The sequence below is a fragment of the Paractinoplanes rishiriensis genome (assembly GCF_016862375.1).
GTDB lineage: Bacteria > Actinomycetota > Actinomycetes > Mycobacteriales > Micromonosporaceae > Actinoplanes > Actinoplanes rishiriensis.
This window is the reverse complement of the sequence record NZ_BOMV01000046.1, coordinates 20,603-42,760: the sequence shown is the minus strand read 5'-3', so window position 1 is coordinate 42,760 and position 22,158 is coordinate 20,603. Positions and strand designations below refer to the sequence as shown.

Genomic DNA, 22,158 nt, shown 5'->3' with positions numbered 1-22,158 from the left:
AGTCCCGACCGCGGCGTGGCCGCACCTCAGGGCCGCGCCGCCCGCCGGCACACCGAAGACCGCACGGTCGGCTCGCCGAGCGCCCCCGGCGGCCGCCGCACCCGTGGCGATCTGCCGCGCTCACCGTCGAAGGGCAAGGCGCGCTACGGCGGCGGTGGCGACGACTGGCGTGAACAGACCGGTTCGTGGGCCGCCGAGCCGGACACCAGCAGCTGGGTCCGCGACCCCGACACCGGCCAGTGGAGCCGGTCCGAGGACGACCCGCGGGTGGAGGCCTGGCGCGCCGAGGCCGCCCGCCGCGAGGCCGGTGGACGACGTGCCCTGCCGGCCGGCCCGTCCGCTGCGGAGCCTGCCCCAGGACCCCGACGGCAGCCCGACTCCGACGACGACTGGCGCACCCCGCCGCGCGGCGGTGGCGGTTTCTCCGGGTCGGCGAGCGCGCCGCGCAGTTCGACGCCGTACGGCAACGGACAGCGCCGCGAGCTGCCGAGCGGCCGCGCCCGACTCGACCCGGACGAGGGCGGCGAGTACGACGACGACCCGCCCTACGACGACGGCCCCGACGACGACTACGGCCCCCCGCGCGGCGGGGGTGGCTTCGGCGGCCCGCGCGGCGGAGGCGGCGGAGGCGGCGGGGCCGCTTACGGCCCTCGTGACGACGGCTACGGCGGTCGCGGCGGCGCACCGCCGCGCGGCGGTGGCGACCCGTACGGCGGCGGTGGCGGCGGCGGTGGCGGTGGCCGCCGGCGTGGCACCGCCTATGGCAGTGCCCAGGTCAGCGCGGTTCCGAGCACCGGCAGCGCCGTGGTTCCCTACAACGCCGACGCGGTCAACGGCGACGGCCCGTCGACCGGCGGCCTGCGCCGCGCCGCCGCGGATCTCGGCTACGAGCCCGCGGTGAGCCCGGAGGCCCGCAGCCCGGCAGTCGCCGAAAAGCCGTCGCGGGCGCTTCCCGCCGGCCCCTCCGCGCCGCCGGCCGAGCAGCCGTCCTGGACGCTGAGCGGATCGGGCGGCGGATCGGGCGGACAGCCGGACAAGGCATCCTGGGGCCTCGGCGGCCCGGGTGCGCCGCAGCAGCCCGACAAGTCGTCCTGGGGGCTCGGAGGGTCGGCCGGCGACCAGCCGTCCTGGACCCTCGGCGGACCGGACGCGCAGCAGGAGGAGCAGTCCTGGACGCTCGGTGGACCCAAGGCCACCGGTCGCGCGCGGCCCGATCCGAGTTCATGGGGGCTCGACGGGTCGGACGCCGCCAAGGGCGCCGCTGTCTATCGCGAAAGCGGCGGTGCCGACTGGCGGCGGGATCTGTCCGACGAGAGCGATCTCGCCGACGGCGAGTCCCGGCGATTCGGCACCGCGGACTACATGCCCTTTCGGTCGAGCGGCTCAGCCGCTGTCCCGCAGGCCTCCAACCTCTCCAACACCGCGACGTCCCTCCTCGCACCGGCCGCGCCGCAGCGCGAGTCGTGGGCCCGGGCGAGCGGTGCCTATCCCAGTCTGACCGGCGCCTACGAGCGGCGTCCGGTAGCCGGCGGCTTCCCGATGAGCCGGCGCAGCGACCTGCTCGATCCGGACGACGAGGAAGATGATCAGGGCTCCGGCGGCCCGCTGGCCGCCGTCGGCTACACCGTGATCTGGTACGGCGTACCGATTGTCCTCTTTGTCCTGTACATGCTTGTGGTGAACACCGGCTCCCGGGCCCAGGCGTTGAGCACACTGGCCAGCGCCGCCCCGCAGTTTCTCATCTCGCTCGTGTTGAGCGTGCTCGTCGCGATCGGCATCCGCAAGGTCAGCGGCACCTGGAAAGCGATCAGCGTCGGCCTCGCTGCCGCGGTCGTGGGCGGTGGTCTGGCCACCGTACTGAGTTCCGCCATCACCGGCAACAGCCTGAGCTAGAAGCTACGCGAGCGATACCGAAACGAAAACAGCGCGCCGGGCCGGAGCCCGACGCGCCGTTGACGCGTGTAGCGGAACTACTTGGCCGACACCACGTTGACCGGGAAGGTCGCGGTGACCTCGGGGTGCAGCTTGACCTGCACGTTGTACGAGCCGGTCGTCTTGATGTGACCGGGCATCTCGAGACGACGGCGGTCCAGCGACGGACCGCCGGCGGCCTTGACCGCGTCGACGATCTCGGCCGGGGTGATCGAGCCGAACAGGCGGCCACCGTTGCCGGAACGCGCGGACAGCGTCACCTTGAGGCCGGCCAGCTGCGCCTTGACCTCATTCGCCTGGCCCAGGTCGCGGATCTCGCGGGCGTCGCGCGCCCGGCGGATGACCGCCACCTGCTTCTCGGCGCCCTTGGTCCACTGGATCGCGAAGCCCTGCGGCAGCAGGTAGTTACGGCCGTAGCCGTTCTTGACCTCGACGATGTCGCCGGGGGTGCCGAGACCCGACACCTCCTGGGTGAGGATGATCTTCATTTCGCCGACCCCCCTCAGCGCGCCGTTGCCGTGTACGGCAGGAGCGCCATCTCGCGGGCGTTCTTGACCGCGCGGGCGATCTGCCGCTGCTGCTGGGAGGTCACCCCGGTGACGCGGCGGGCACGGATCTTGCCCCGGTCGGAGATGAACTTGCGCAGCAGCGCGGTGTCCTTGTAATCGATGTAGGTGATCCCGTCCTTGTCGAGCGGGTTCACCTTCTTCTTCGGCTTGCGAAGCGCCGCAGCCTTAGCCATTGCTCTTACTCCTGAACTCTTTGCAGCCCGCATGGGCTAGAAGGGAGGCTCGTCGTCGAACGAGGAGTTGCCACCGCCGGCGCCGCCACCACCGCCGGCACCGCCGGAGCGGTTGCCGGAGGCCGGGGCGGCCGTCGCCCACGGGTCGTCGAAGTTGCCTCCGCCGCCACCGTTGCTGGGCTGCCGGTTGCCACCGCCACCACCACCGCCACCGCTGGAGGCGCCGAAACCACCGCCACCGCCACCGGAGCGGCTCATCCGCTGTACCTTCGCCGTGGCGTACCGCAGCGACGGGCCGATCTCGTCGACCTCGAGCTCGTAGACGGTGCGCTTCTCGCCCTCGCGGGTCTCGTAAGACCGCTGGCGCAGCCGGCCCTGCACGATCACCCGAGCGCCGCGCTGCAGCGACTCGGCGACGTGCTCGGCGGCGTCACGCCAGATGTTGCACGCAAGGAAGAGTGGCTCGCCGTCTTTCCACTCGCCCGACTGCCGGTCCAGGGTCCGCGGCGTGGACGCGATGCGGAACTTGGCAACCGCCGCACCCGACGGGGTGAAGCGCAGCTCGGGATCGTCGGTGAGGTTACCGACGACCGTGATAACGGTTTCTCCTGCCATGATCTACTCCTCGCCGCTGTTCGTTCGTTGGAGGCTCTCAGAACCCCCTGACAAAAACGAGGCTCAGCGGGTCTCGGGCCGGATGATCTTGGTACGCAGGATGTTCTCGTTGAGCCGCAGCTGACGGTCCAGCTCGGCGACGGCCTCGGGGGTCGCCTGAAGGTCGACGACGGCGTAGATGCCCTCGGCCTTCTTGTTGATCTCGAACGCGAGCCGGCGACGGCCCCAGACGTCGAGGTTCTCCACCGAGCCACCCGCGGTCCTGATCACGTTCAGGTACTGGTCGAGCGACGGGGCGACGGTGCGCTCCTCGAGCGACGGATCGAGGATCACCATGAGTTCGTAATGACGCAAGACGTTCTCACCTCCTGTGGGCTGAACGGCCACGGTCTCTCCGTGGCAGGAGGTCTTGTGTCGATCGCACTGCCGGAACTCCATAAAAGAACCGTGGGTGCGAGCCCACGGCCGACACTGCGAACCGAGCAAGCATACCCAGGCGTTCCAGCTGCCCAAAAAGGGACCCCGTCCGTGGACGGGGTCCCTTTTCTGTGGAGCCGCGGGGCGCCCGATCCGCTTTCGCTGGGTGGGACCTGGGGAGGAACGACCACACCGATGAGGTTGGACGCGGCCGCCCCGCGGAGCTTGGTGGCGATAGCTTACGCCATTTTTGCCCGATTTGCACGCTCCGACACGATTGCCCGAATAGCCGCCGCGCCCACTCCCATCACACACACCGCGGCGATCAGCGCCAGCAGCCCGATCGGCGTGCTGTCCGGCATCGGCCGCATCGCCGCCACCGGCTCCGCCGCGGCAATCTCGCTGGGTTCCGGGCTCACTGCCCCGGGCGCGGCTTCCTGGGTGGCCGGGGTCGCATCCAGCGGGGGTACGCCGGGGAGCAGCTTCTTCTGTTCACCCGGGGGCATCCCGGCGAACGCGGGCAGCGTGCCGCCCGTGGTGCGCGGCTGCGTCCGAGTCTTGACCCGCGAGGTGCCGCTGCCCTGCGGCATCGCCTGCGCCGCGGTGGTGGCCGCCTGGGCCACGGCCGAGGTACGCAGCACGACCGGCCCGCGCGTTCCCGTCGTACCCGTGGAAAGAACCCGGTGGGGACGCGAAGCCGGCGCCGAGTCGGGAAGCACTGCTCCGGAGGCCGGCCCGGAGGGCGAATCCGCCGCCGAAGGCGCGGACGACGGACGCTCCGCAGTCGCCGCCGTCGCGGGCGCCGGATCGGGCAGCACGCCGGCCGACGGGGACGCGGTGACCATCACCGGCATCGCGTCGTCGCCGAGCGCGCAGTTCGGCTCGAGCAGCACCGACGTGGTGCCCCGGCGGAAGACCACCTCGGTCACCGCGTCGTCCGGGAGCACGCCCTTGGTGTCGCCGCTGAGCATCAGCTTCGCGCTGTACCCGGTGCGGTTGACCACCCGGACGGTGCTCTCCGCGGGCACCACCATCGACTCGACGTCCGGCCGCGATCGGCAGGACAGGCCGAACATCCCGCCGCCGCCCTCGAAGACCACCTGGCGGCCGCCCTCGGCCACCGGCTCGGTCTGCTCCGCGCTCGCCGTGCCGTTGGTCAACAGCGGCGCCCCGAAGATCAGACCGCCCAGCACCATCGCCGTGACCCGGTATCGGAACTGCCGCGACATGCACCATCTCCCTGTTCGGACCGGCCGCGCCGGTTGCCGTCAAGCGTGATCAATGGAGCTAACGAGGCCTGGCGCGGCCCGGTGACGCGGGGCGAAACCGTCGTACCCGCGTCGTAGGCTCAACCCATGCGCATCGGAGCCCATGTCGATCCCGCCGATCCCCTGGATGCGGCCGTCGCCCGCGGGGCCGACGCCGTGCAGTTCTTCCTGACCGACCCGCAGGGTTACAAAACCCCCAAACCACGCGAGGACGCCGCGATCCTGCGCGAGTCCGACGTGGACATCTACATCCACGCGCCGTACATCGTGAACGTCGCGTCCCCCAACAACCGGATCCGCATCCCCAGCCGCAAGCTGCTGATGGCGCACGCCCGGGCCGCCGCCGAACTGGGCGCGAAAGGCTTGATCGTGCACGGCGGCCACGTCGGCCGAGATGCCGATCTGGCGGCCGGGTTCGAGAATTGGCGCAAGGCCTTCGAATACGCGGAAAAGGACGGCGGACTGCCCGTGCCGATCCTGATCGAAAACACTGCCGGCGGCGACAACGCGTGCGCCCGCCGCTTCGACGACCTGGCCCGCCTGTGGGACGCGGTCGCCGGCTTCGGCGCGGGCTTCTGCCTGGACACCTGCCACGCCTTCGCCGGCGGCGAAGACCTCGTCGGCATCGTCGACCGGGTCAAGGCGATCACCGGCCGGATCGACCTCATCCACGCAAACGACTCGAAGGGCGGATTCGACTCCGGCCAGGACAGACACGACAACCTAGGTAGTGGCAAGATCGGCACCGACTTGGTGGTGGCGGCGATCCGGGCCTCCGGTGCACCCGCCGTGGTCGAGACGCCGGGCGGCGTCGAGGGCCAGACCGCCGACATCGCCCTCCTGCGCGAACAGGCGGGCCGCTGACGCGCCGGCATTGGGGGCGCCGGTACTGGGGAGGACCATGACCACCGACCAGCCGCAGCCTCCCGCGGGTCCGTCCCAGCCTTCGGCCGCCAACCAGCCAGCCCCCGACGACCCCGGCAGCGCCCAGCCCGCGGCCGGCAGCGCCCAGCCCGCGGCCGGCAGCGCCCAGCCCGCGGCCACCCAGGTCTCGCCCGCCGCCGCCGACCCCGAGCGCGATGACGCCCGCCCGGGCGAGGCCGGCCCCACCCCGATCCGCCCGCCGAAACCCCGGCGCGGCGGCTCAGCCTCCTCATACTTCAACAGCGACCTCCGTCAGGTCTACGGCCGGCCCGAGCCCACCACCGCCCCAGCCTCAGCCCACTCCGGCGATTCCGAGCCCACCACCGCCCGCTCCGGCGATTCCGAGGCCACCACCCCCCGCTCCGGCGATCCCGCGAGCGGCCCGGGCCGGCCCGGGCACCCGCCACCGCCCGGCGACGCCCCGGCCACCCCCGATCAGCCTCGCGTCGTCCGCCCGCGTCCCGCCGCGGACGATGCCCTGTACCGCCGCCCGACCCCAACCTCTGCCAATGACCAGCCCGCACCGGCACGTAATCCCCACCAGCCCACCACACCTGCCCGCACCGCCGATTCCACGCCGCCGCCCTCGGCCAGTCCTCCGCCAGCCAGTCCTCCGCCAGCCAGTCCTCCCTCGCCCGACAAATCTGATTTGTCGGGCAGTGAGCGGGCCGGCAGTCGTTCCGTCTGGCCGCCGGGCACGCCAGTGGGCGAACGGAAACCGCTGACTGACCGGCAACCCGGCAGCCCCCGGCACGCTGGTGCCGGCCCCCAAACTGGTGGCCCGCAAACTGGTGGCCCGCAAACTGGTGCCCGGCAACCCGCCGGTGACTCGCAAGTTGGAGATGGCCGGCAACCCGGCGGCGCCCCGCTTTCCGGCGGTCCCCCGCAAGCTGGAGGTCCCCCGCAAGCTGGCCCCCCGCAAGCTGGCCCCCGGCAAGCTGGAGGTCCCCCGCTATCCGGCGGCGCCCCACAAGCTGGAGGTGGCCGGCAACCCGGCAATGCCCCGCAAACTGGAGGTGGCCGGCAACCCGCCGACGCCGCGCACGGTGGTGGCGCCCCCCAAGGTAGGGGTGTCCTGCACAGGGGCGCCCGGCAAGCCGGCGGCGCGGCGGCCGCCGGCATGGCTGCCACCGGCGCGGGTGCAGGCGTCGGCGCGGGCGCGGGCGCGGGTGCGGGCGCGGGCGTGGGTGCGGGTGCGGTGTCGGCGGCCGAGCCCGGCTGGCGGCGCTTTCTGACCTGGGGAAAGCGGCTCCTCCGGAAGCGGCAGACCCCCATCCCCACCACCACCGAGTCCGGTATGCCCATTGTGGCCGTTGTCATCCAGGGGGCGGACGCGCCGGTTCGGCTGAAAGAGCCGCTGCCCAGCGAGCGCCCGGCCGATGTGCCGCAGGATCCGTGGGCGGCGTTTGCCGCGGCCACGGAACGTGGGCCGGGACGGATCCGGCTTGGGCTTCGGGCGTTCATGTCGGCTTTTGTTCATGAGTATGCGCTGGTCACGTACGCCGCTCTGGTTGTTGCGGTGGTGATGACCTGGCCGACGTTGCAGTATCCGCTGCACACGCTGCCGCAGGACCTCGGTGACCCGGCGCGGCAGGCCTGGCAGATCGCGTGGAGCGGGCACATCCTGCTGACCGATCCGGTGAAGCTCTGGCAGGCGAACGCGTTCTATGCCGAACCCAACAGCTTTGCGTTCGGGGACAGTCTGCTCGGTTATGCGCCGTTCGGCATGATCGGTGAGGGGCCGCTGGCCGCCACGCTGCGGTACAACATCCTTTTTGTCCTGGCCCATGCGCTGCTGCTGATCGGTGCCTATGCGCTGGTCCGGCAGCTCGGTGCGGGGCGCACCGGGTCGGCCGTGGCGGCGGTGGCGTTCGCGTTCGCGCCCTGGCGGCTCGCGCAGGAGGGGCACCTCGACATCATCTCGGCGGGTGGCATTCCGCTGGCGCTCGCGATGCTGGCCCGGGGGCACGGCTGGTCGCTGCGGCGCGGCTACCGGCGGGACCGGCGCAACGTGGGCTGGGCGGCACTCGGGTGGCTGGTGGCGGCCTGGCAGGTGTCGCTCGGCTTTTCGCTCGGGCTGCCCTTCCTCGGCGTACTCGGACTGATTTTGATCGTGCTCTTGATCTGGGCGCCGATCCGGTGGCTGCGCCGGCCCGCGGAACGCCCGGTGCTCGGCTGGCGGCTGCTGGTCACCGATCTGCTCGGGCCGCTGATCGTGGTCGGCATCGGTGCGCTGATCGCGGTGCCCTACTTCAAGACCGGCGGCACGAGCACGGCCACGTCGGAGATCCGGTTCTTCTCGCCGCCGCTGCGCAGCCTGCTGATCGGCCCGGCCGAGTCGCGCATCTGGGGCGCGCCGCACGAGGTGGCCCGGTCGTCGCTGAGCTGGCCGGCCGAGATGTCGCTTCTGCCGGGCTTCGTGCTGTACGCGCTTGCGCTCGCCGGCCTGGCGTTCTCGATCTGGACGCTCCGCCAGCGGCTGCTCCTGCTCCTCGGCCTGGCCGCGACGATCGTGCTGGCGCTCGGCACCAACTTCTTCGATGGCCGATGGACCTACCTTCCGCTGTTCGGCCATCTGCCGGCTTCGTTGGCCGTACGCATCCCCGGTCGCCTGATGCTGTGGACCACCCTGCTGCTGGCGGTGCTGGCGGCCGGGGCCGTCGCCGAGTTCGTCCGGCGCGCCGAGCACCTGGCCGAACAGCGCATCCCGCCGTGGCCCGGCCCGTGGCTGCGCCTGGCGACCTTCGTCCCGTTCGCGCTGGTCCTGGTCGAGGGCTGGAACGCGACCGCACATCCGGTGGTGCCGGCCCAGCCCGCGGCGATGCGCACGGTGACCAACCCGATGCTGGTGCTGCCCACCTCCGACCTCACCGACCAGATGATCATGCTGTGGTCGACGAGCCGGTTCCAGCCGATAGCCAACGGGGCTGGCGGTTTCGCCACCGCCCGGCAGGCCGAACTACGCCGTAACGTGGCCGGCTTTCCCGACGTGGCGAGCATCGAATACCTGCGCTCCGAGGGCGTCAACACCGTGTTGCTGCTGCGCGACTACGTCCCCGGCACCAGTTGGGAACAGGCCGGCGACATCCCGGTCGACGCGCTCGGCATCAGCCGGGAAGACCTCGACGACGCCGTCCTGTTCCGCCTCAACCAGCCGCCGAACACCCAGCAGCCCGGCGGCGGCCTCCCGCCCATCGACCCCAACCTGCCCCCGAACCAGCCGACGCTGCCGCCTCTGCCGGGCAGCAGCACGACGCCGACGTTCCCGGCGCAGCCCGGCACCCAGCCGTCACTGCCCAACCAGCCGACGTTCTTCCTGTCCCAGCGGTAGCCGGTCAGGAACTCGCGGACATCACAGGTTCCGGGGTGGAAGGCGTCTCGGGCTTCGGCGTGCGGTCCACCCGGAAGCTGCGCCGCAACGAACTGATCCACGGCGCGTCCGGGCGGTTGAGGGTGCCGGCGTCCGGATCCTCGTCGCCGTAGGTCTTGCGGACCTCGTCGAGTTCGGGGCGCCAGATCTCGCGGATCACCAGGCCGCACAGGATCGCCACGGTGATCAGGCGGAGCGACGAGGCCAGCACGAACGTACCCTCGGGGATCACCGGCTTGCCACCGGCGCCCAGCAGCTCGGCGTAGAACGCCGTGAAGTAGCCGAACTCCGCCACCGTCCAGGCGATGATGGCGCCCCAGCGCGGGCGGGCCAGCACGATCAGCGGCAGCAGCCACAGCACGTACTGCTGGGACCACACCTTGCTGAAGATCAGGAAGGCCGCGACCACCAGGAAGCTGAGCTGGGCCAGGCGGGGCCGCTTCGGCGCCAGCAGGGCCAGGATCGCGATGGCGATGCAGGACAGGCCGAACAGCCCGTACGTCAGGTAGTTGAGGTGCGGGTCCACGTGGTTGCTCAGCCATTGGAACGGGCCCTGGTCACCGGGGTTGCCGCTGTTCCACTTGCCGTCCAGGTAGCGGCCGATGTACCAGAATGTGCCCCAGTCGATCGGGCGTTCCGAGTTGAGGCGGAAGAAGCGCAACCAGCTCTCGTGCCACAGATACCAGACCGGGAAGTTCGCCACGGCCCAGGTGGCGGCGGTCGCCATAAAAGCTTTCAACCAGGGCACGTACGACTTCGTGCGCATGGCGAGTACCAGGATCGGGCCGAGTATGAACAACGGCCAGAGTTTCGCGGCGGCGCCCAGTCCCAGGAAGACGCCGGCCCAGACCGGATGCTTCTTCGCCCACAGGTAGAGACCGATGGCGGCCAGCCCGATCGCCAGGAAGTCCCAGTTGACCGTGGCGGTGAAGAAGATGATCGGGGACAGCGCGAAGATCGCCGCGTCCCATGGTCGGCGGCGGCGCAGTGCCAGGATCACGGCGGCGGTGGCGACCGCGAAGATCGAGAGGATCAGGGCGTTGATGTTGTAGAACCAGGTGCCCTGGTTGATCTCGGGATTGTCCTGCCCGTACGCGTGCACCGGCAGGCCCAGCGCGCCCATGAAGTAGCCGGTGACCACCGGGTACTCCACCGGCCAGTCCTTGTACGGCACCTTGCCCTCGTTGAGGTGCTCGGCGTAGTACAGGGCCAGCACGTCGGTGTAGCAGAACCGGGTGTACTGGACGTTCTTCTGCCAGTCGCCGCTCTGACACGGCGACTTCTGCACCCAGGACAGCGCCAGCGTGAGGCACACGAGCGCCAGGATGATCCGCTTGGCCGACCAGAACCTGTCGGGCCGCGAGTCGGACCGGACCGCGTGCTTGCCGAGCGGGCCGCCGATGGCCTGGGACAGACCACGCACAAAACCGTCCCCCGTCGCCGGTTCGGCCGGAGCCGGGCCGTCGGGTCGGTCGATGTCCTGGGACGGTTGCGTGCTCATGACATCGCATCATGCCGTATGGCGAGCCGCACTACGGGACGACCTCCGGCGAAAAAACGGCCGGCGTGTACCCGGTGCGGGCACACGCCGGCCAGGAGAACCGGTCAGGGCAGCTAAGTGCCTGGTGTTGTGGTGTTGAACGGGAATGTCCCGACGTTGCCGTTGTCCTGCTGGTCGTCGTTGCCCTGGCCGCCACCGTTGTTGCCCGGGCCGCCGTTGTTGCCGGGACCGCCGTTGCCGGGGCCGTTGCACTCGATGCCGATCAGCTGGAGCGCGCAGTCGTTCTGCGGCGCCGGCGGACGCTCACCGTTGCCGAACTTGGCCGGGTCACCGGTCGGGATCCGCTGCGGGAAGTCGACCTTCTTGAGGTTCATCGCGTCGGTCGCCTCGTTGAGGAATTTCTCCCAGATGCGCGCCGGCGTGCCGGAACCGAACATGTCGCGCCCGTTGTCCTTGAGCTCGACCTTGTTGCCCTTGCCGCCGACCCACACGGTCGCCGACAGGTTGGGGGTGCCGCCGACGAACCAGCAGTCACCGCTGCCGACGTCGTCGTCCTTCTCGTCGTCGAACTCCCAGGTGCCACTCTTGGCGATCGCCTCGCGGCCGTTGTCCAGGTTGCGGTTGTTGGTCTGGACGATCTTCTTCATCACGCCGGTGAGGTTGGACATCTGGTCGGCGTCGAAGACTCGCTTGCCCTCAGCCTTGTCCTGGCCGAAGACCTCGGTCTTGCCGGTCTCCGGGTTGACCCGCTTCACCTGCTTGATGAAGTGCGCCTTGTGGTGCACGCCCTGGTTGACGATCGTCGAGACGCCCTCGGCGTGTTCCAGCGGCACCACTCGGTACTGGCCGAACGCGACCTCGTTGTCGAAGGACTTGCCCCAGGTCGACGCGTTGGTCTTGGTCAGGTCGATCATCTTGCCGTCGTCGTTGAACATGTGCTTGACGCCGGCCGACTTGGCCGCGGAGATGACCTTGTCACGGCCGATCGTGTCGGCGATCCAGTAGAACGGGAAGTTGTACGACTTGATCGTCGACGTTTCCAGGTCGCAGAACTTGATCTTGCCGCTGCAGATCCGGCCCGGGTCGGCGCCGGCGTTGTTGATCTCCTTGCCGTTCGGCCGCTTCAGCTCGCCGTTCCAGATGCTGTCGAAGGACAAGCCCTCCTTGAGCCCGGCCGCCAGGGTGTAAATCTTCATGGTCGAGCCGGGCGACTGGCCACCGAGGATCTTGGTGCCATCATCGGAGAGGTAGCCGCCATAGTCGTAACCGGTGGGGTCGTCACCGGCGTAGTAGCCGAGCACCCGCCCGCTGGTCGGGTCGATGCCGATGACCGCCGCCTGGTAGGACTTCGGCTTGCCGTTCATCGGCGAGGTCTTGCTGGACCGCGAGCCGGCCCGCTCAGCCGCCTTCTGCACGTCGGGGTCGATCGTCGTGGTGACCGTCAGGCCGCCGCGCTCGAACTCGTTCGCGTCGATGCCCATTGCCGCCAGTTCGGCCCGGACGTGCCGGATGACCATGCCGACCGCGGTGTCTGCCGCACAGGTCTTGCAGGTGCTGGCGCTGCGCGGCTTGGGCTTGGGGAAGACCCGCTTGTCGTACTGCTCCTGGGTGATGGCACCCAGGCCGAGCATGGCCTTCATGGTGTATTCCCAGCGGTCCTTGGCACCGGTGGGGTTCTGGGTGGGGTCGAAGCCCTTCGAGATCTTGTCCGGGTACGGCTGCTTGATGATCCCGGCGAGAACCGCGGCCTCGTACGGCGTGACCGCGTTCTTCTCGTTGATCGGGGTGAGCGTCGACTTGCCGAAGTAACCCTGCGCCGCGGCCTCGATGCCGTAGCGGCCCGAGCCCATGTCGACGTAGTTCAGGTAGAGCCCGAGGATGTCGTCCTTGCTGTACTGCGACTCCAGCTTGCGGGCGATCACCGCCTCGCGCAGCTTGCGGTTGATGCTGATGTCCTTGAGGTCGGCGACGTGCCGCGCGTACTGCTGGGTGATCGTCGAGGCGCCCTGGGTGGCACCGCCGGTGAAGTTGTTCCACGCGGCGCGGACGATGCCCTTCATGTCGATGCCGTGGTGATCGCGGAAGTTCTGGTCCTCGGCCGCGATGACCGCGTCCTTGACGTACTTGTTGATCCGCGACTCGGGCACGACCGTACGGTTCTGGTCGCCGATCTTGGCGAGCGGGGCGCCGTTGCCGTACTGGATGACGTTGGACTGGTCCTCGGTCTTCGCGGCCGGCAGTTCGACGCTGTCGAAGAAGTAGGTGCCGCCGACCACGCCGGCGCCGAGCAGGATGACCACCACGGCGGCCGCGGCGGTCAGGATGTTGGCCCGGCGGCGCTTCTTGGCCGCCTTCGACCGCTCCAGGCTCGGGCGGCCGGGGCTGCCTGGCGACTCCGGCCCGTCGAGGCCGGGACGCACCGAGGCGCGGGCGCCGACCCGGGCCGAACCGGTGATGCCGCCGACCGGGGCGTTGCCGACCGAGGCGCGGCCGCCGACGCGGGCCGAGCCGGTCGTGCCGCCCACCCGGGCGGAGCCGGTGGTGCCACCCACGGACGCGCTGCCGACCGGGGCGCGACCCGCCGATGCCGAACCGACCGAGGCGCTGCCCACGCTGGCACGCCCGCCGGCACCGCGCCGATAGGCGTCGGGGGCTGGACGGCTGTCGTCAGGCGGGGAGGCACCGGACCCGGGCACGCTGGCCCGGGCACGCGGAGACTGCGAATCGCCGTACGAGTTCATTCGGTCACACCTCGGTCGCGGTGGCGCCTGCCGGAAGAGCCCTGGAGGGGCCCCTGCCCGCACGGCCACATGCGGTCGATTTGGGCTGCGTACCGGCAGCCGCCCTGTCGGATGTCGTCATTGACCGTTTGCTGCGCTGGATGCGCCAGTCGGTCGGAGTCGTCGTTTCCACGGTAACGAGATCGAGCCACATCAACGGCGGCCCTCCCTGCCATGTGACGACGACCCTGTCCCGCGGTGGCGGCCCGCGGCGGACGAGGCCATGGCCTCGCCCCGATCAAGTTCGTCGACGTTCAGCGCGTCCCGGCCCAGCATGTACTGCTGGATCAGGTGATTCCACGCGCACGAGCGGCACACCTCCACGACGAACACCTGAAACTCACGCAGCGTCATCGCCAGGACCGGTAGTTCGGCCAGCTTGCGGGCCTGTCCGGCGGACTGCTTGAGCTCATCGCCGTAGATGTAATGCACCAGGGTGAGATTGTCCCGGCGGCAGACCGGACAGCGGTCGTCGGTCGGCTCGCCATGGAAGCGAGCAGCGTTTTTCAGGTACGGCGAGGCGTCGCACACCTCGAGCGTCCCGATCCGGCCGCTCTGCACGTCACGCAGCACTGCTCGCTTCTGTAGCGAGTAGTCCACGACCTGCCGCTGCGTGCGCATGGCGAAGAGAGTACGCGGTCAGCGCGCGGGCGGCGACAGTCATCACGCAGCGTGGCGCGGTGCTCCCGTCTTCGTCATCATGTTGCGCCCTGGCAACCGTGGATCTACGGTAGCGATGTATCGGCCCGATACATCGGGGGCAGAAGGAGGGGGTGGCCGATGTTGGAATTGGCGATCCTGGGCCTGCTCCAGGAAAACCCGATGCACGGGTACGAGCTGCGTAAAGAGCTCGCGACCAAGCTGGGCACGATCCGCGCGGCGATCAGCTACGGCACCCTGTACCCGACGCTCAAACGTCTGCAATCGGCCGGATGGATCACCGAATCCGCCTCGGATCCGTCGATCATTCCCCCGATGACGAGCAAGCGCGGCCGGGTTGTCTACAAGATCACTGCCGAGGGCAAGGAGCGGTTCGCCGACCTGCTCGCGCAGGCCGGCCCGGAAACCTACGACGATGCCGGTTTCGGCGTGCATTTCGCCTTCTTCTCCCGTACCGACCGGGCCACCCGGTTGCGCATCCTCGAAGGCCGGCGCCGGCGGATCGAGGAGCGGCGGGAGGGCTTGCGCGAGGTGCTGTCCCGCGCCGCCGACCGGCTCGACGCGTACACCCTCGAACTTCAGCGCCACGGCCTCGACGCTTGCGAACGCGAGGTCCGCTGGTTGGAGGAGCTCATCACCAACGAGCGCTCCGGCCGCGCGCCGGCGGGTCCCGCCGGTGCCATCGACATCCCCACCACCGAGCCGCAGAAGCCGGTGGCCGGGGACGCATCCCCCGAACCCCCGCGTCCGCACCTGGACCGGCCGTGATGAACAAACAAGGAGGCAAACGCGATGGGCTCCGTCCGCGTCGCCATCGTCGGTGTGGGTAACTGCGCCTCGTCCCTCGTGCAGGGTGTGGAGTACTACCGGAACGCCGACCCGAACGACCGCGTCCCGGGTCTCATGCACGTGACCTTCGGCGACTACCACGTATCCGACGTGCAGTTCGTCGCGGCGTTCGACGTGGACGCCAAGAAGGTCGGCATGGATCTGGCCGAGGCGATCGTCGCCAGCGAGAACAACACGATCAAGCTGACCGACGTGCCGCCCACCGGCGTCACCGTCCAGCGTGGACCGACGTTCGACGGTCTGGGCACGTACTACCGGGAGATCATCGAGGAGTCCCCGGCCGAGGTCGTCGACGTCGCCGCCGCCCTGCGGGAGGCGCAGGTCGACGTGGTCGTCTCCTACCTGCCGGTCGGCTCCGAGCAGGCGGACAAGTACTACGCCCAGGCCGCGATCGACGCGGGCTGCGGGTTCGTCAACGCGCTGCCGGTCTTCATCGCGTCCGACCCGGTGTGGGCGCAGAAGTTCACCGACGCCGGCCTGCCGATCGTCGGTGACGACATCAAGAGCCAGGTCGGTGCGACGATCGTGCACCGGGCGCTGGCCAAGCTGTTCGAAGACCGCGGTGTCGAGCTGCTGCGCACGTACCAGCTCAACTTCGGCGGAAACATGGACTTCATGAACATGCTGGAGCGCAACCGCCTGGTCTCCAAGAAGATCTCGAAGACCCAGTCGGTGACCAGCCAGATCCCGCACGAGATGGTCAAGAGCGACGTGCACATCGGCCCGTCCGACCACGTGCCGTGGCTCGACGACCGCAAGTGGGCCTACATCCGCCTGGAGGGCCGCTCGTTCGGTGACACCCCGCTGAACGCCGAGCTCAAGCTCGAGGTGTGGGACTCGCCCAACTCGGCCGGCGTCATCATCGACGCGGTCCGGGCTGCGAAGATCGCCAAGGACCGCGGCATCGGTGGCCCGATCCTGTCGGCGTCGTCCTACTTCATGAAGTCGCCGCCGGTGCAGTACAACGACCACGACGCGAAGGACGCCGTCGAGGCCTTCATCCGCGGCGAGATCGAGCGCTGACCTGCGTAAACGAGAACAGCCGGGCCGCTCCGCGGCCCGGCTGTTCCTTGCTGTCCGGCTTTTCAAGCAACCTAGAAGAATCGCTGCCAGGAATCGCCGGTGTTGCAGGTGGCCAGGTGGATGCCTTCGCGCACCCCGTTGGTGACGAGTTTGCCGGCAACGCACAGATGCCGGCCACCCTGCTGGGTATAGGCCCCCCGGCTCTTGAACACCACGAAGCTTTCACCACCGGACGAGACGTTGAAGACTTCCCATTTCTGGTAATCGCCGCTGTTGCAAGCCTGAACCCACACCGAGCCGCCGGCGTTATTGCCGTGGCTGTCGAGGCAGCCGGCGGCGGGCCTGTCGGCGGACTGCAGTCGGACGATGCCGTGTCCGTTCACCGAGCCGACGGAGTAGACCGTCCATGCGGCGTTTCCGAACTGCTCGAGCCAGGCCGGTGCCGCCGCGTTGGAATCGCAACACGAGAGCATGAAGCCTCGGCGAAGATACGCGTTCTGGAAGGTCTGCACGCTCTCCGCCCTTGCCGGGGCAGCGGGCGCTACCAGAATCAGGGCCGCCGAACATACGGCCGCCAGAGCCGCAATGATCGATTTGCGGGTCACGAACAACTCACTCTCCCCCATTTGGTTTGCTGTTCATTAGGCAGCATCGTAACCATAGAAATACATTGATGCAACTGAATATATTGATGTCGGATTGTCGACCCTGCCGCCGTCCGGGTCGCATACCTGCCCATCCGGTCGTTCCGATGCGCCCGGATGCGACTATGGGCGAATGATCGAGGACGAAGGTCTGAATCGTCTGGAAACGGCATGGCGTTCCCAGGGTGCACCAATCGCAGACAATCTCGCGGCCGGGCTGCCGGCCGCGGAAATCGACGCGTACGAGGTGGAGCATGGCCTGGTTCTGCCCGCCGAATTGCGGCAATGGTGGGGCTGGCACGACGGCGCCGTCACCGGAAAGGCCAGTGGAGGCCCATCGGCCGTGGGTGCCGGGCCCTGGACGCTGATGTCGCTCGCCGAGGCGCTGGACGAGCGCAGCTTTCAGCTCGACATGAACGACCGGCCCTTCGACCCTGACGATTGGGATGGCGAATGGTCTCCGTCGTTCCTCCCTGTGGTCACGGTCGGGAACGCATGGCTCTTCGCCGACCTGTCGGCCTCGGACGGCGATCGTGCGCCGATCCACCTGTGGGGGCACGCACCTGACAACATCTTTGCCGTGGCCGCTCCGAGCTGGGCGGACGTCGTCACGACCTGGACGAGGACTATCGAAGCCGGGGTCTTCACCTGGTCTCCCGCCGAAGGCCGCTGGGTGCAAGCCGGTGCGGTGCCGCCGGAGTTGCGGCCGCTGTTGTGACACCGGCCCCCAGCCGTTCGCGGCCGGGGGCCCCTCTCGGTGCCGTTGATCAGCAGACGTAGAAGGTCTTGTTGCCGACGTTCGCCTGCTCGTCCACCAGCGGGATCGTCAAATACCAGGATCCGTTGGTGAGCAGCTGGTTGGTGTGCCCGGCAGCAACGATGTTCTCCCAGGTAGCGCTGGTCATGTTGCACTCGACTTTGTGGTACATCGCACCGAGCAGACGGCCCTCGGTGCCGTTCTCCGTCTTAGGGATCATGAGTAGGCGGGTGCTCAGCGGCGAGTTCTGGCCTCCCGTCCACCTGTCCCACGCTCCGCCCTGCTCGGAGCTGTAGAAGGGGAACTCGTCGCACTGGTCCTCCGGACGCTGTTCGGGACAGGACGTCTGCCCGTATTGGGGGTTCATGTACCAGTCTCGGCTGCTGACATCGTTCTTCTTCGCGGCCTCGCTGGCGTAGTTGAGCGCGACCCATGCCGGATTTGCATCGATTGCCTGGTCGTCGTTGCGGGCGGCACCCCGGGCGTCGTCCGCGGTCGGGAAGAAGATCGGCATCTTGAGGCAGGGATCACCGACCACACCACCGCGCCGGGTCAGGTCCAGGCAACGCTGAGCGGCGAGCATCGCCTGGGTGTCCGTGATCGTCCACCGTGGGCTGTGATCACCGCCCCGGCTCTGCACGTATGCGATGATCCGGTCGGCGATGTGCCGTGCGTCGTTCGGCTTCGTGTCGAAGACCCGGTCCTCGGCGATGGCAATGCTCATCAGGTCGGCGAGCGCCCGGTGACCCGCGACAGTCGGATGCCAGCTGCCCGTGCCGGGGGTGTTGGTGCCGCTTCCGTCGGTGGTCGGTGCCGTGATGCCGTTGATCCATTGCTTGCCGCTGGTGCCGTCACAGGCCCAGTGCTTGTCGCCGTCGGCACCGATGCGGAACTTGAGCGACGGATCGACGTACCGGATGTCCACACCCTCCGCCCGCACCTCGTCGACCGCCTTCGCCGTGGTGATCGACAGCCGGCCCGCCAGGACGTTGATGAACAGCCGCGCGCTGGACCCGATGTTCCAGCAGGCGTTGTTGCCCTCCTCGTCGGGAAACATCTGCGGGTAGCCCATCACCACGATCTGCGCGTTCGGCGCGGCCCGATGGATGGATCGGTAGACGGCCTTGAGCTTGGCCGGGAGCCAGTCCCGGATCACCTTGGTCTCGTAGTCGAGCAGCGGTTCCGGATCAACCACGCCGTTGATCCTGGTCAGCCGGTAGCCTGCGCCGTCACAGGCGCTCACCGACGCTATGCAGCCCTTCATGATGTCGGTGAATCTGACGTCGTTGCCACCGATCGAGATCGAGACATAGTCGGTGTCCTCGTCCAGCCAACCCTGCTCGACCTGGGTTAGCTCGCCCCATTGATACTTCGCCGAGCCCCAGTCGGTGTGGCCGCCCTGATCGGAGGCGGCCGGCGGGCTGTTCACCGCGTCGGTCGTGATCGCCGTCGTCGTGGCTCCGGAGCAGGCGATGAAGCCGAACGTCCCCCCTTGCGCCAATATCGAATCGTCGTACGGGTCGCGCACGAGCGTCGGCCAGGCCCCCGACTGGGCCCGGTGACAGGCGTTCTTCGAGCTGCCCCGGGTGCCGTTCGTACGCTCCAGGTCGCTGTTGCGGTCGTACGGCGCCAGGCCTTCACCGGAGGAGTACGAGTCACCCATGGCGACGTAGTGCCGCCCCGCTCCAGTGCCCCGGTAGTGGAAGGAGACGGCGTCGAAGATGACGCTGTCGTCCCCGGTTCCGTCCTTGGCCACGGTGGTCAGCGAGACGGCCGGCCGGTCCGTGAACGAGAGATGCCCAGACTGATCCACTTGTTCGCCTGCCACGTCTGGTTTATCACGCGGTACCGGGTCTTGCCGCCGCCGAGGTGAATCGTGTATTTGGCCTGTTCGGTCCAGGCGCCGAACTCCGGTACGGAGATCTTGACTTCGTAGGCGCCATACCGCCACGTGCTGCCCAACCGCCAGGTGCCGGTCACCTTGAGCTTGCCGCCCTGGGCCGCCTCGGTGCGGGTACTGCCCCGCCAGTAGTGGCCCTGCCAACCGCCGCCGACCTGATGAAAATCGATCTTCGATGGGTACGTGCCGTTTGATTCGCCGGCGAAGGCCAGGTCGAAGGTGCCGGCAGTGGGTGTCTTGGGCCCGCACGGCCGCGGTGAGGGAGCGTCGGCCGGTACGTTGTCGACAATCTCGTCGCCGATCTCCGCGGTGGAGACGGAACAGGCCGGCGGGTAGCTGATCCCGTCGCTCTCGCAGCCGGTCTGCCCGGCCGTCGAGCACCACGGATAGCCGGGGTTGAATCGGAGCTGCTCGTTTCCGCAGGTGTTGCATGGACTTCCGGCCGGCGCCTTCCAGCCGACCGGTGAGTGCGCCCAGCACTTGAGGTCGTACAGGCCGGACGCATTCTTGTTCAGGCACGGGCCCGGCTTCTCGTTGACGACGTCGGGATCGTTCGGCTGAACCTTGACATTCGGGTCGCATTTGTTGTCCGCCGTGCAGAACAGCTCCAGCGGCGGCTTGACCTTGGCCTTGTCCTGGTCCGTTCCCCACCAGGCGTAGTTGTAGCCGCGCAGCTCCACGCCGGGCGACTCGGTCGCGGTGATCGGGTTGCCGGCCCAGCCCAGCACCTTCTCGGGGTAGGGCCAGTTCTGCGGGGTTCGCGCATCTTCATAGACCGTCATGAACGGGTGCCGCAGCGGGTCGTACCTCGGGTTGACCGGGTTGTTCAGCCAGCCGACGCCCCACGGGGATCCGTCGTTCTTGTTCGGATAGAAGCCGGAGTTGTAGGCCCACACCGCAAAGAACCAGTTCTCGATCGCGGACGGGTCGGCGTTGTGTACCCGGAGACCGGCCGAGTAGGTCTGGTTCCACTTCTCGTGGAGGATCTTGAGGCCGTACGCGATGTTGGCGGTGAAGTCCACGGCCACCGCACGCTGCGTCTGATAGGGCAGCGCGATCTCGACCTTGTTCCCGTTCTCGTCGGTCTTCTCGTGGCCCGCCAGCCGCATACCGTCCGTCGCCTGGGTCAGGCCGTACCCGCAATCGGCGTCGGCCCAGTTGATGTCCCAGTCGTCGGTTTCCGTCGAGTTGTAGATGTCACGGCCGTAGAAGTTGCCCATCAGGGGATTGGCCGGCACACCGGGCAGCGCGTACCTCGCCGCCTGCCACATGTTCGACTCCTGGGCGATGATGCCCAGCATGATCTGCGCCGGCACGCGTCCGGCCGGCAGCAGGGCCGGTGCCGGGAAGAGCGTCTGTGGCGCGTAGGCGGGCATGCCGTAGTTCTTCCAGTTCGCCGGCCGCGACGCCACCTGGTTGAGAGTCCCGACGATTGCCTGGTTGACCGCCCACTCCACGTTGCGCGGCTTGGGTTGGACCGCCTGGTTCGCGACATCGTTGCGGGGCACCGAGCAGTAGCGTTCGGCCTCCACCGGGTTGGTCGGCGAGCCGGCTTCCGCCGCGGACAGGCCCGTCGTCCGGGCGGCGGCGCCGAGCTTCGGATTCGCCGCCCGGCCCGCGATCGCTTCCGGGCTGGCCACCTCGGGAGTCATCCGGAAGCTGAGGTGCTTGCCGGAGGCGGTCACCGTCGCGGTGACGTCAACGGCCCGGGCCACGGCGGGATCGTTGGCCTGCAGCCTCGGATCACTCGCCGCGACCCGCTGCACCGCGAGCTCACCCCGGGTCGACAGCTCGCTTCCAGGGGCAACGGCAATCTGGCGTACGGTCGCGGGCAGCGTCGAAACGTGTGCCGGCCGGCCGGTGATGAAGGCCCGGCCGCCGTCGCCGCGAACGAGGCCGAGCTCGGCCGTGGTGCCGCGGGCCAGCTCGGTGACGGCCCCGCCGGCCGCCCGCTTGACCCGTGCCTGGTCGTCCGCACGGTCCATGAAGACCACGGCGCCGGATCGGTCGGGCACCAGCCGGAACGGCACGCCCGTCGCCGCTGCGGATCGGGTCACCTTGCCGGTGGCCGACACCGTCACCAGTCCTCCGGCCGCCGCCGCGGTGATCCCGTCACCCACCGGGACCGGCGAGCTGAGTTCGGTCGCCAGATGGATCGGCTTGGACAGCTTCCGTGCGGCCGCGTCGATGGTGAACAGCCGGCTCTCGGTGGTGGTGTCCTTCGGATCCTCGCGTGTCTCGCCGTCGAACTGTGAGATCACGGCGGTCTCGCCCGCGCCGCAGCCCGGGTTGAAATAGGCCAGCGACGACTGCACCGGCAACTTGGTGACCTGGTGGGTTTTCAGGTCCACGACCGCGGTGAATCCGCCCCGGTCGAACAGGTGTGCCTTGTTGGTGAAGGTACGTGGCGCGTAGACCACGACCAGCCGGCGGCCGGATCCGGTGACGCAGGCGTTGCCGATCCACCGGTCGGTGTCGAAGCCCGGCTCGGACAGGCTGGCGGCGGTCTCCCAGGTGTAGCCCGAGCTGGCGGTGGCGGTGAGCACATGGAAGCCGTTGGCGTCGCCGGACGTCGTCCAGACCCGGTCGGCGGAGGTGCGCCATCCCTGAGCGAGCAGTTTGTCGCGATCGGCGGGCGGGACGCGGTCGGCTGGTTCGGCCTGCGTCGGCGCGGAACCAGGCGTTGGCGGTGCTCCCGGTGCGGCGTGGGCGGTGCCTGACATCGCCGGGCTGGACAGGAGCAGAACTGCCGCCGCCATCGCGAACGTTTTTCGGG

At 69.1% G+C, this 22,158-nt stretch carries 17 protein-coding genes and 1 pseudogene; 7 read left to right on the top strand and 11 right to left on the bottom strand.

What is annotated here, in order from left to right:
* Window positions 1–1,893, top strand: a pseudogene (locus Ari01nite_RS19695) (hypothetical protein); the annotation flags it as partial.
* A 77-nt stretch (window positions 1,894–1,970) separates the two neighbouring features.
* Here the strand turns inward: Ari01nite_RS19695 and rplI are convergent.
* From rplI to Ari01nite_RS19670, 5 genes are all read right to left on the bottom strand, one after another.
* A complete protein-coding gene (rplI, locus tag Ari01nite_RS19690; RefSeq protein ID WP_203782733.1) occupies window positions 1,971–2,420 on the bottom strand; it encodes a 50S ribosomal protein L9 in 450 nt (149 codons plus the stop codon).
* Between the two features lie 14 nt (window positions 2,421–2,434).
* Window positions 2,435–2,674, bottom strand: coding sequence for a 30S ribosomal protein S18 (gene rpsR, locus Ari01nite_RS19685; protein ID WP_007073789.1), 240 nt, complete (start codon window positions 2,672–2,674; stop codon window positions 2,435–2,437).
* A gap of 36 nt (window positions 2,675–2,710) precedes the next feature.
* The gene (locus Ari01nite_RS19680; RefSeq protein ID WP_203782732.1) at window positions 2,711–3,289 is read right to left on the bottom strand and encodes a single-stranded DNA-binding protein; all 579 of its coding nucleotides are present in this window, start codon (window positions 3,287–3,289) and stop codon (window positions 2,711–2,713) included.
* Window positions 3,290–3,352: 63 nt separating this feature from the next.
* The gene (gene rpsF / locus Ari01nite_RS19675) at window positions 3,353–3,643 is read right to left on the bottom strand and encodes a 30S ribosomal protein S6 (protein ID WP_203782731.1); all 291 of its coding nucleotides are present in this window, start codon (window positions 3,641–3,643) and stop codon (window positions 3,353–3,355) included.
* Between the two features lie 302 nt (window positions 3,644–3,945).
* Window positions 3,946–4,935, bottom strand: coding sequence for a hypothetical protein (locus tag Ari01nite_RS19670; RefSeq protein WP_203782730.1), 990 nt, complete (start codon window positions 4,933–4,935; stop codon window positions 3,946–3,948).
* A gap of 126 nt (window positions 4,936–5,061) precedes the next feature.
* Here Ari01nite_RS19670 and Ari01nite_RS19665 point away from each other — a divergent pair, with 126 nt between their 5' ends.
* From Ari01nite_RS19665 to Ari01nite_RS19655, 3 genes are all read left to right on the top strand, one after another.
* Window positions 5,062–5,838, top strand: coding sequence for a deoxyribonuclease IV (locus tag Ari01nite_RS19665; protein WP_203782729.1), 777 nt, complete (start codon window positions 5,062–5,064; stop codon window positions 5,836–5,838).
* An 818-nt stretch (window positions 5,839–6,656) separates the two neighbouring features.
* The gene (locus Ari01nite_RS19660; RefSeq protein ID WP_203782728.1) at window positions 6,657–7,133 is read left to right on the top strand and encodes a hypothetical protein; all 477 of its coding nucleotides are present in this window, start codon (window positions 6,657–6,659) and stop codon (window positions 7,131–7,133) included.
* A 227-nt stretch (window positions 7,134–7,360) separates the two neighbouring features.
* On the top strand, window positions 7,361–9,229 hold the full coding sequence (locus Ari01nite_RS19655) for a hypothetical protein (RefSeq protein WP_203782727.1): 1,869 nt from the start codon (window positions 7,361–7,363) through the stop codon (window positions 9,227–9,229).
* A 4-nt stretch (window positions 9,230–9,233) separates the two neighbouring features.
* Here the strand turns inward: Ari01nite_RS19655 and Ari01nite_RS19650 are convergent, their stop codons facing one another.
* The 3 genes from Ari01nite_RS19650 to Ari01nite_RS19640 all read right to left on the bottom strand — a co-directional run bounded on the left by Ari01nite_RS19650 (window position 9,234) and on the right by Ari01nite_RS19640 (window position 14,170).
* Entirely contained in the window at window positions 9,234–10,769 is a 1,536-nt protein-coding gene (locus tag Ari01nite_RS19650) for a glycosyltransferase family 87 protein (protein ID WP_203782726.1), read from the bottom strand.
* 113 nt (window positions 10,770–10,882) lie between these two features.
* Complete coding sequence (locus Ari01nite_RS19645) at window positions 10,883–13,321, bottom strand: transglycosylase domain-containing protein (RefSeq protein WP_239162855.1); 2,439 nt, start codon at window positions 13,319–13,321, stop codon at window positions 10,883–10,885.
* A 381-nt stretch (window positions 13,322–13,702) separates the two neighbouring features.
* On the bottom strand, window positions 13,703–14,170 hold the full coding sequence (locus tag Ari01nite_RS19640; RefSeq protein WP_203782725.1) for a DUF5318 domain-containing protein: 468 nt from the start codon (window positions 14,168–14,170) through the stop codon (window positions 13,703–13,705).
* Window positions 14,171–14,329: 159 nt separating this feature from the next.
* Here Ari01nite_RS19640 and Ari01nite_RS19635 point away from each other — a divergent pair, with 159 nt between their 5' ends.
* On the top strand, window positions 14,330–14,977 hold the full coding sequence (locus tag Ari01nite_RS19635; protein WP_203782724.1) for a PadR family transcriptional regulator: 648 nt from the start codon (window positions 14,330–14,332) through the stop codon (window positions 14,975–14,977).
* Window positions 14,978–15,001: 24 nt separating this feature from the next.
* Complete coding sequence (locus Ari01nite_RS19630; RefSeq protein ID WP_203782723.1) at window positions 15,002–16,081, top strand: inositol-3-phosphate synthase; 1,080 nt, start codon at window positions 15,002–15,004, stop codon at window positions 16,079–16,081.
* Between the two features lie 71 nt (window positions 16,082–16,152).
* Here Ari01nite_RS19630 and Ari01nite_RS19625 read toward each other — a convergent pair whose 3' ends face one another.
* Window positions 16,153–16,692 (bottom strand): ricin-type beta-trefoil lectin domain protein, encoded by a 540-nt coding sequence (locus Ari01nite_RS19625; RefSeq protein WP_203782722.1) that lies wholly within the window; start codon window positions 16,690–16,692, stop codon window positions 16,153–16,155.
* Window positions 16,693–16,858: 166 nt separating this feature from the next.
* Here Ari01nite_RS19625 and Ari01nite_RS19620 point away from each other — a divergent pair, with 166 nt between their 5' ends.
* Window positions 16,859–17,443, top strand: a complete 585-nt coding sequence (locus tag Ari01nite_RS19620; RefSeq protein ID WP_203782721.1) for an SMI1/KNR4 family protein — start codon at window positions 16,859–16,861, stop codon at window positions 17,441–17,443.
* 49 nt (window positions 17,444–17,492) lie between these two features.
* On the opposite strand, the gene Ari01nite_RS19615 is transcribed toward Ari01nite_RS19620, so the two are convergent.
* Both Ari01nite_RS19615 and Ari01nite_RS19610 read right to left on the bottom strand, forming a co-directional pair.
* On the bottom strand, window positions 17,493–19,295 hold the full coding sequence (locus Ari01nite_RS19615; RefSeq protein WP_203782720.1) for an SGNH/GDSL hydrolase family protein: 1,803 nt from the start codon (window positions 19,293–19,295) through the stop codon (window positions 17,493–17,495).
* The gene (locus Ari01nite_RS19610) at window positions 19,244–22,141 is read right to left on the bottom strand and encodes a hypothetical protein (protein ID WP_203782719.1); all 2,898 of its coding nucleotides are present in this window, start codon (window positions 22,139–22,141) and stop codon (window positions 19,244–19,246) included. The genes Ari01nite_RS19615 and Ari01nite_RS19610 overlap by 52 nt, the downstream gene beginning before the upstream one ends.
* Window positions 22,142–22,158 lie beyond the last annotated feature (17 nt).

What these genes read in the sequence shown, in the direction of transcription:
- rplI (WP_203782733.1), bottom strand. Translation starts at nt 2,420, where the DNA reads ATGAAGATCATCCTCACCCAGGAGGTGTCGGGTCTCGGCACCCCCGGC.
- rpsR (WP_007073789.1), bottom strand. Translation starts at nt 2,674, where the DNA reads ATGGCTAAGGCTGCGGCGCTTCGCAAGCCGAAGAAGAAGGTGAACCCG.
- Ari01nite_RS19680 (WP_203782732.1), bottom strand. Translation starts at nt 3,289, where the DNA reads ATGGCAGGAGAAACCGTTATCACGGTCGTCGGTAACCTCACCGACGAT.
- Ari01nite_RS19670 (WP_203782730.1), bottom strand. Translation starts at nt 4,935, where the DNA reads ATGTCGCGGCAGTTCCGATACCGGGTCACGGCGATGGTGCTGGGCGGT.
- Ari01nite_RS19665 (WP_203782729.1), top strand. Translation starts at nt 5,062, where the DNA reads ATGCGCATCGGAGCCCATGTCGATCCCGCCGATCCCCTGGATGCGGCC.
- Ari01nite_RS19655 (WP_203782727.1), top strand. Translation starts at nt 7,361, where the DNA reads ATGTCGGCTTTTGTTCATGAGTATGCGCTGGTCACGTACGCCGCTCTG.
- Ari01nite_RS19650 (WP_203782726.1), bottom strand. Translation starts at nt 10,769, where the DNA reads ATGAGCACGCAACCGTCCCAGGACATCGACCGACCCGACGGCCCGGCT.
- Ari01nite_RS19640 (WP_203782725.1), bottom strand. Translation starts at nt 14,170, where the DNA reads ATGCGCACGCAGCGGCAGGTCGTGGACTACTCGCTACAGAAGCGAGCA.
- Ari01nite_RS19635 (WP_203782724.1), top strand. Translation starts at nt 14,330, where the DNA reads ATGTTGGAATTGGCGATCCTGGGCCTGCTCCAGGAAAACCCGATGCAC.
- Ari01nite_RS19630 (WP_203782723.1), top strand. Translation starts at nt 15,002, where the DNA reads ATGGGCTCCGTCCGCGTCGCCATCGTCGGTGTGGGTAACTGCGCCTCG.
- Ari01nite_RS19620 (WP_203782721.1), top strand. Translation starts at nt 16,859, where the DNA reads ATGATCGAGGACGAAGGTCTGAATCGTCTGGAAACGGCATGGCGTTCC.
- Ari01nite_RS19610 (WP_203782719.1), bottom strand. Translation starts at nt 22,141, where the DNA reads ATGGCGGCGGCAGTTCTGCTCCTGTCCAGCCCGGCGATGTCAGGCACC.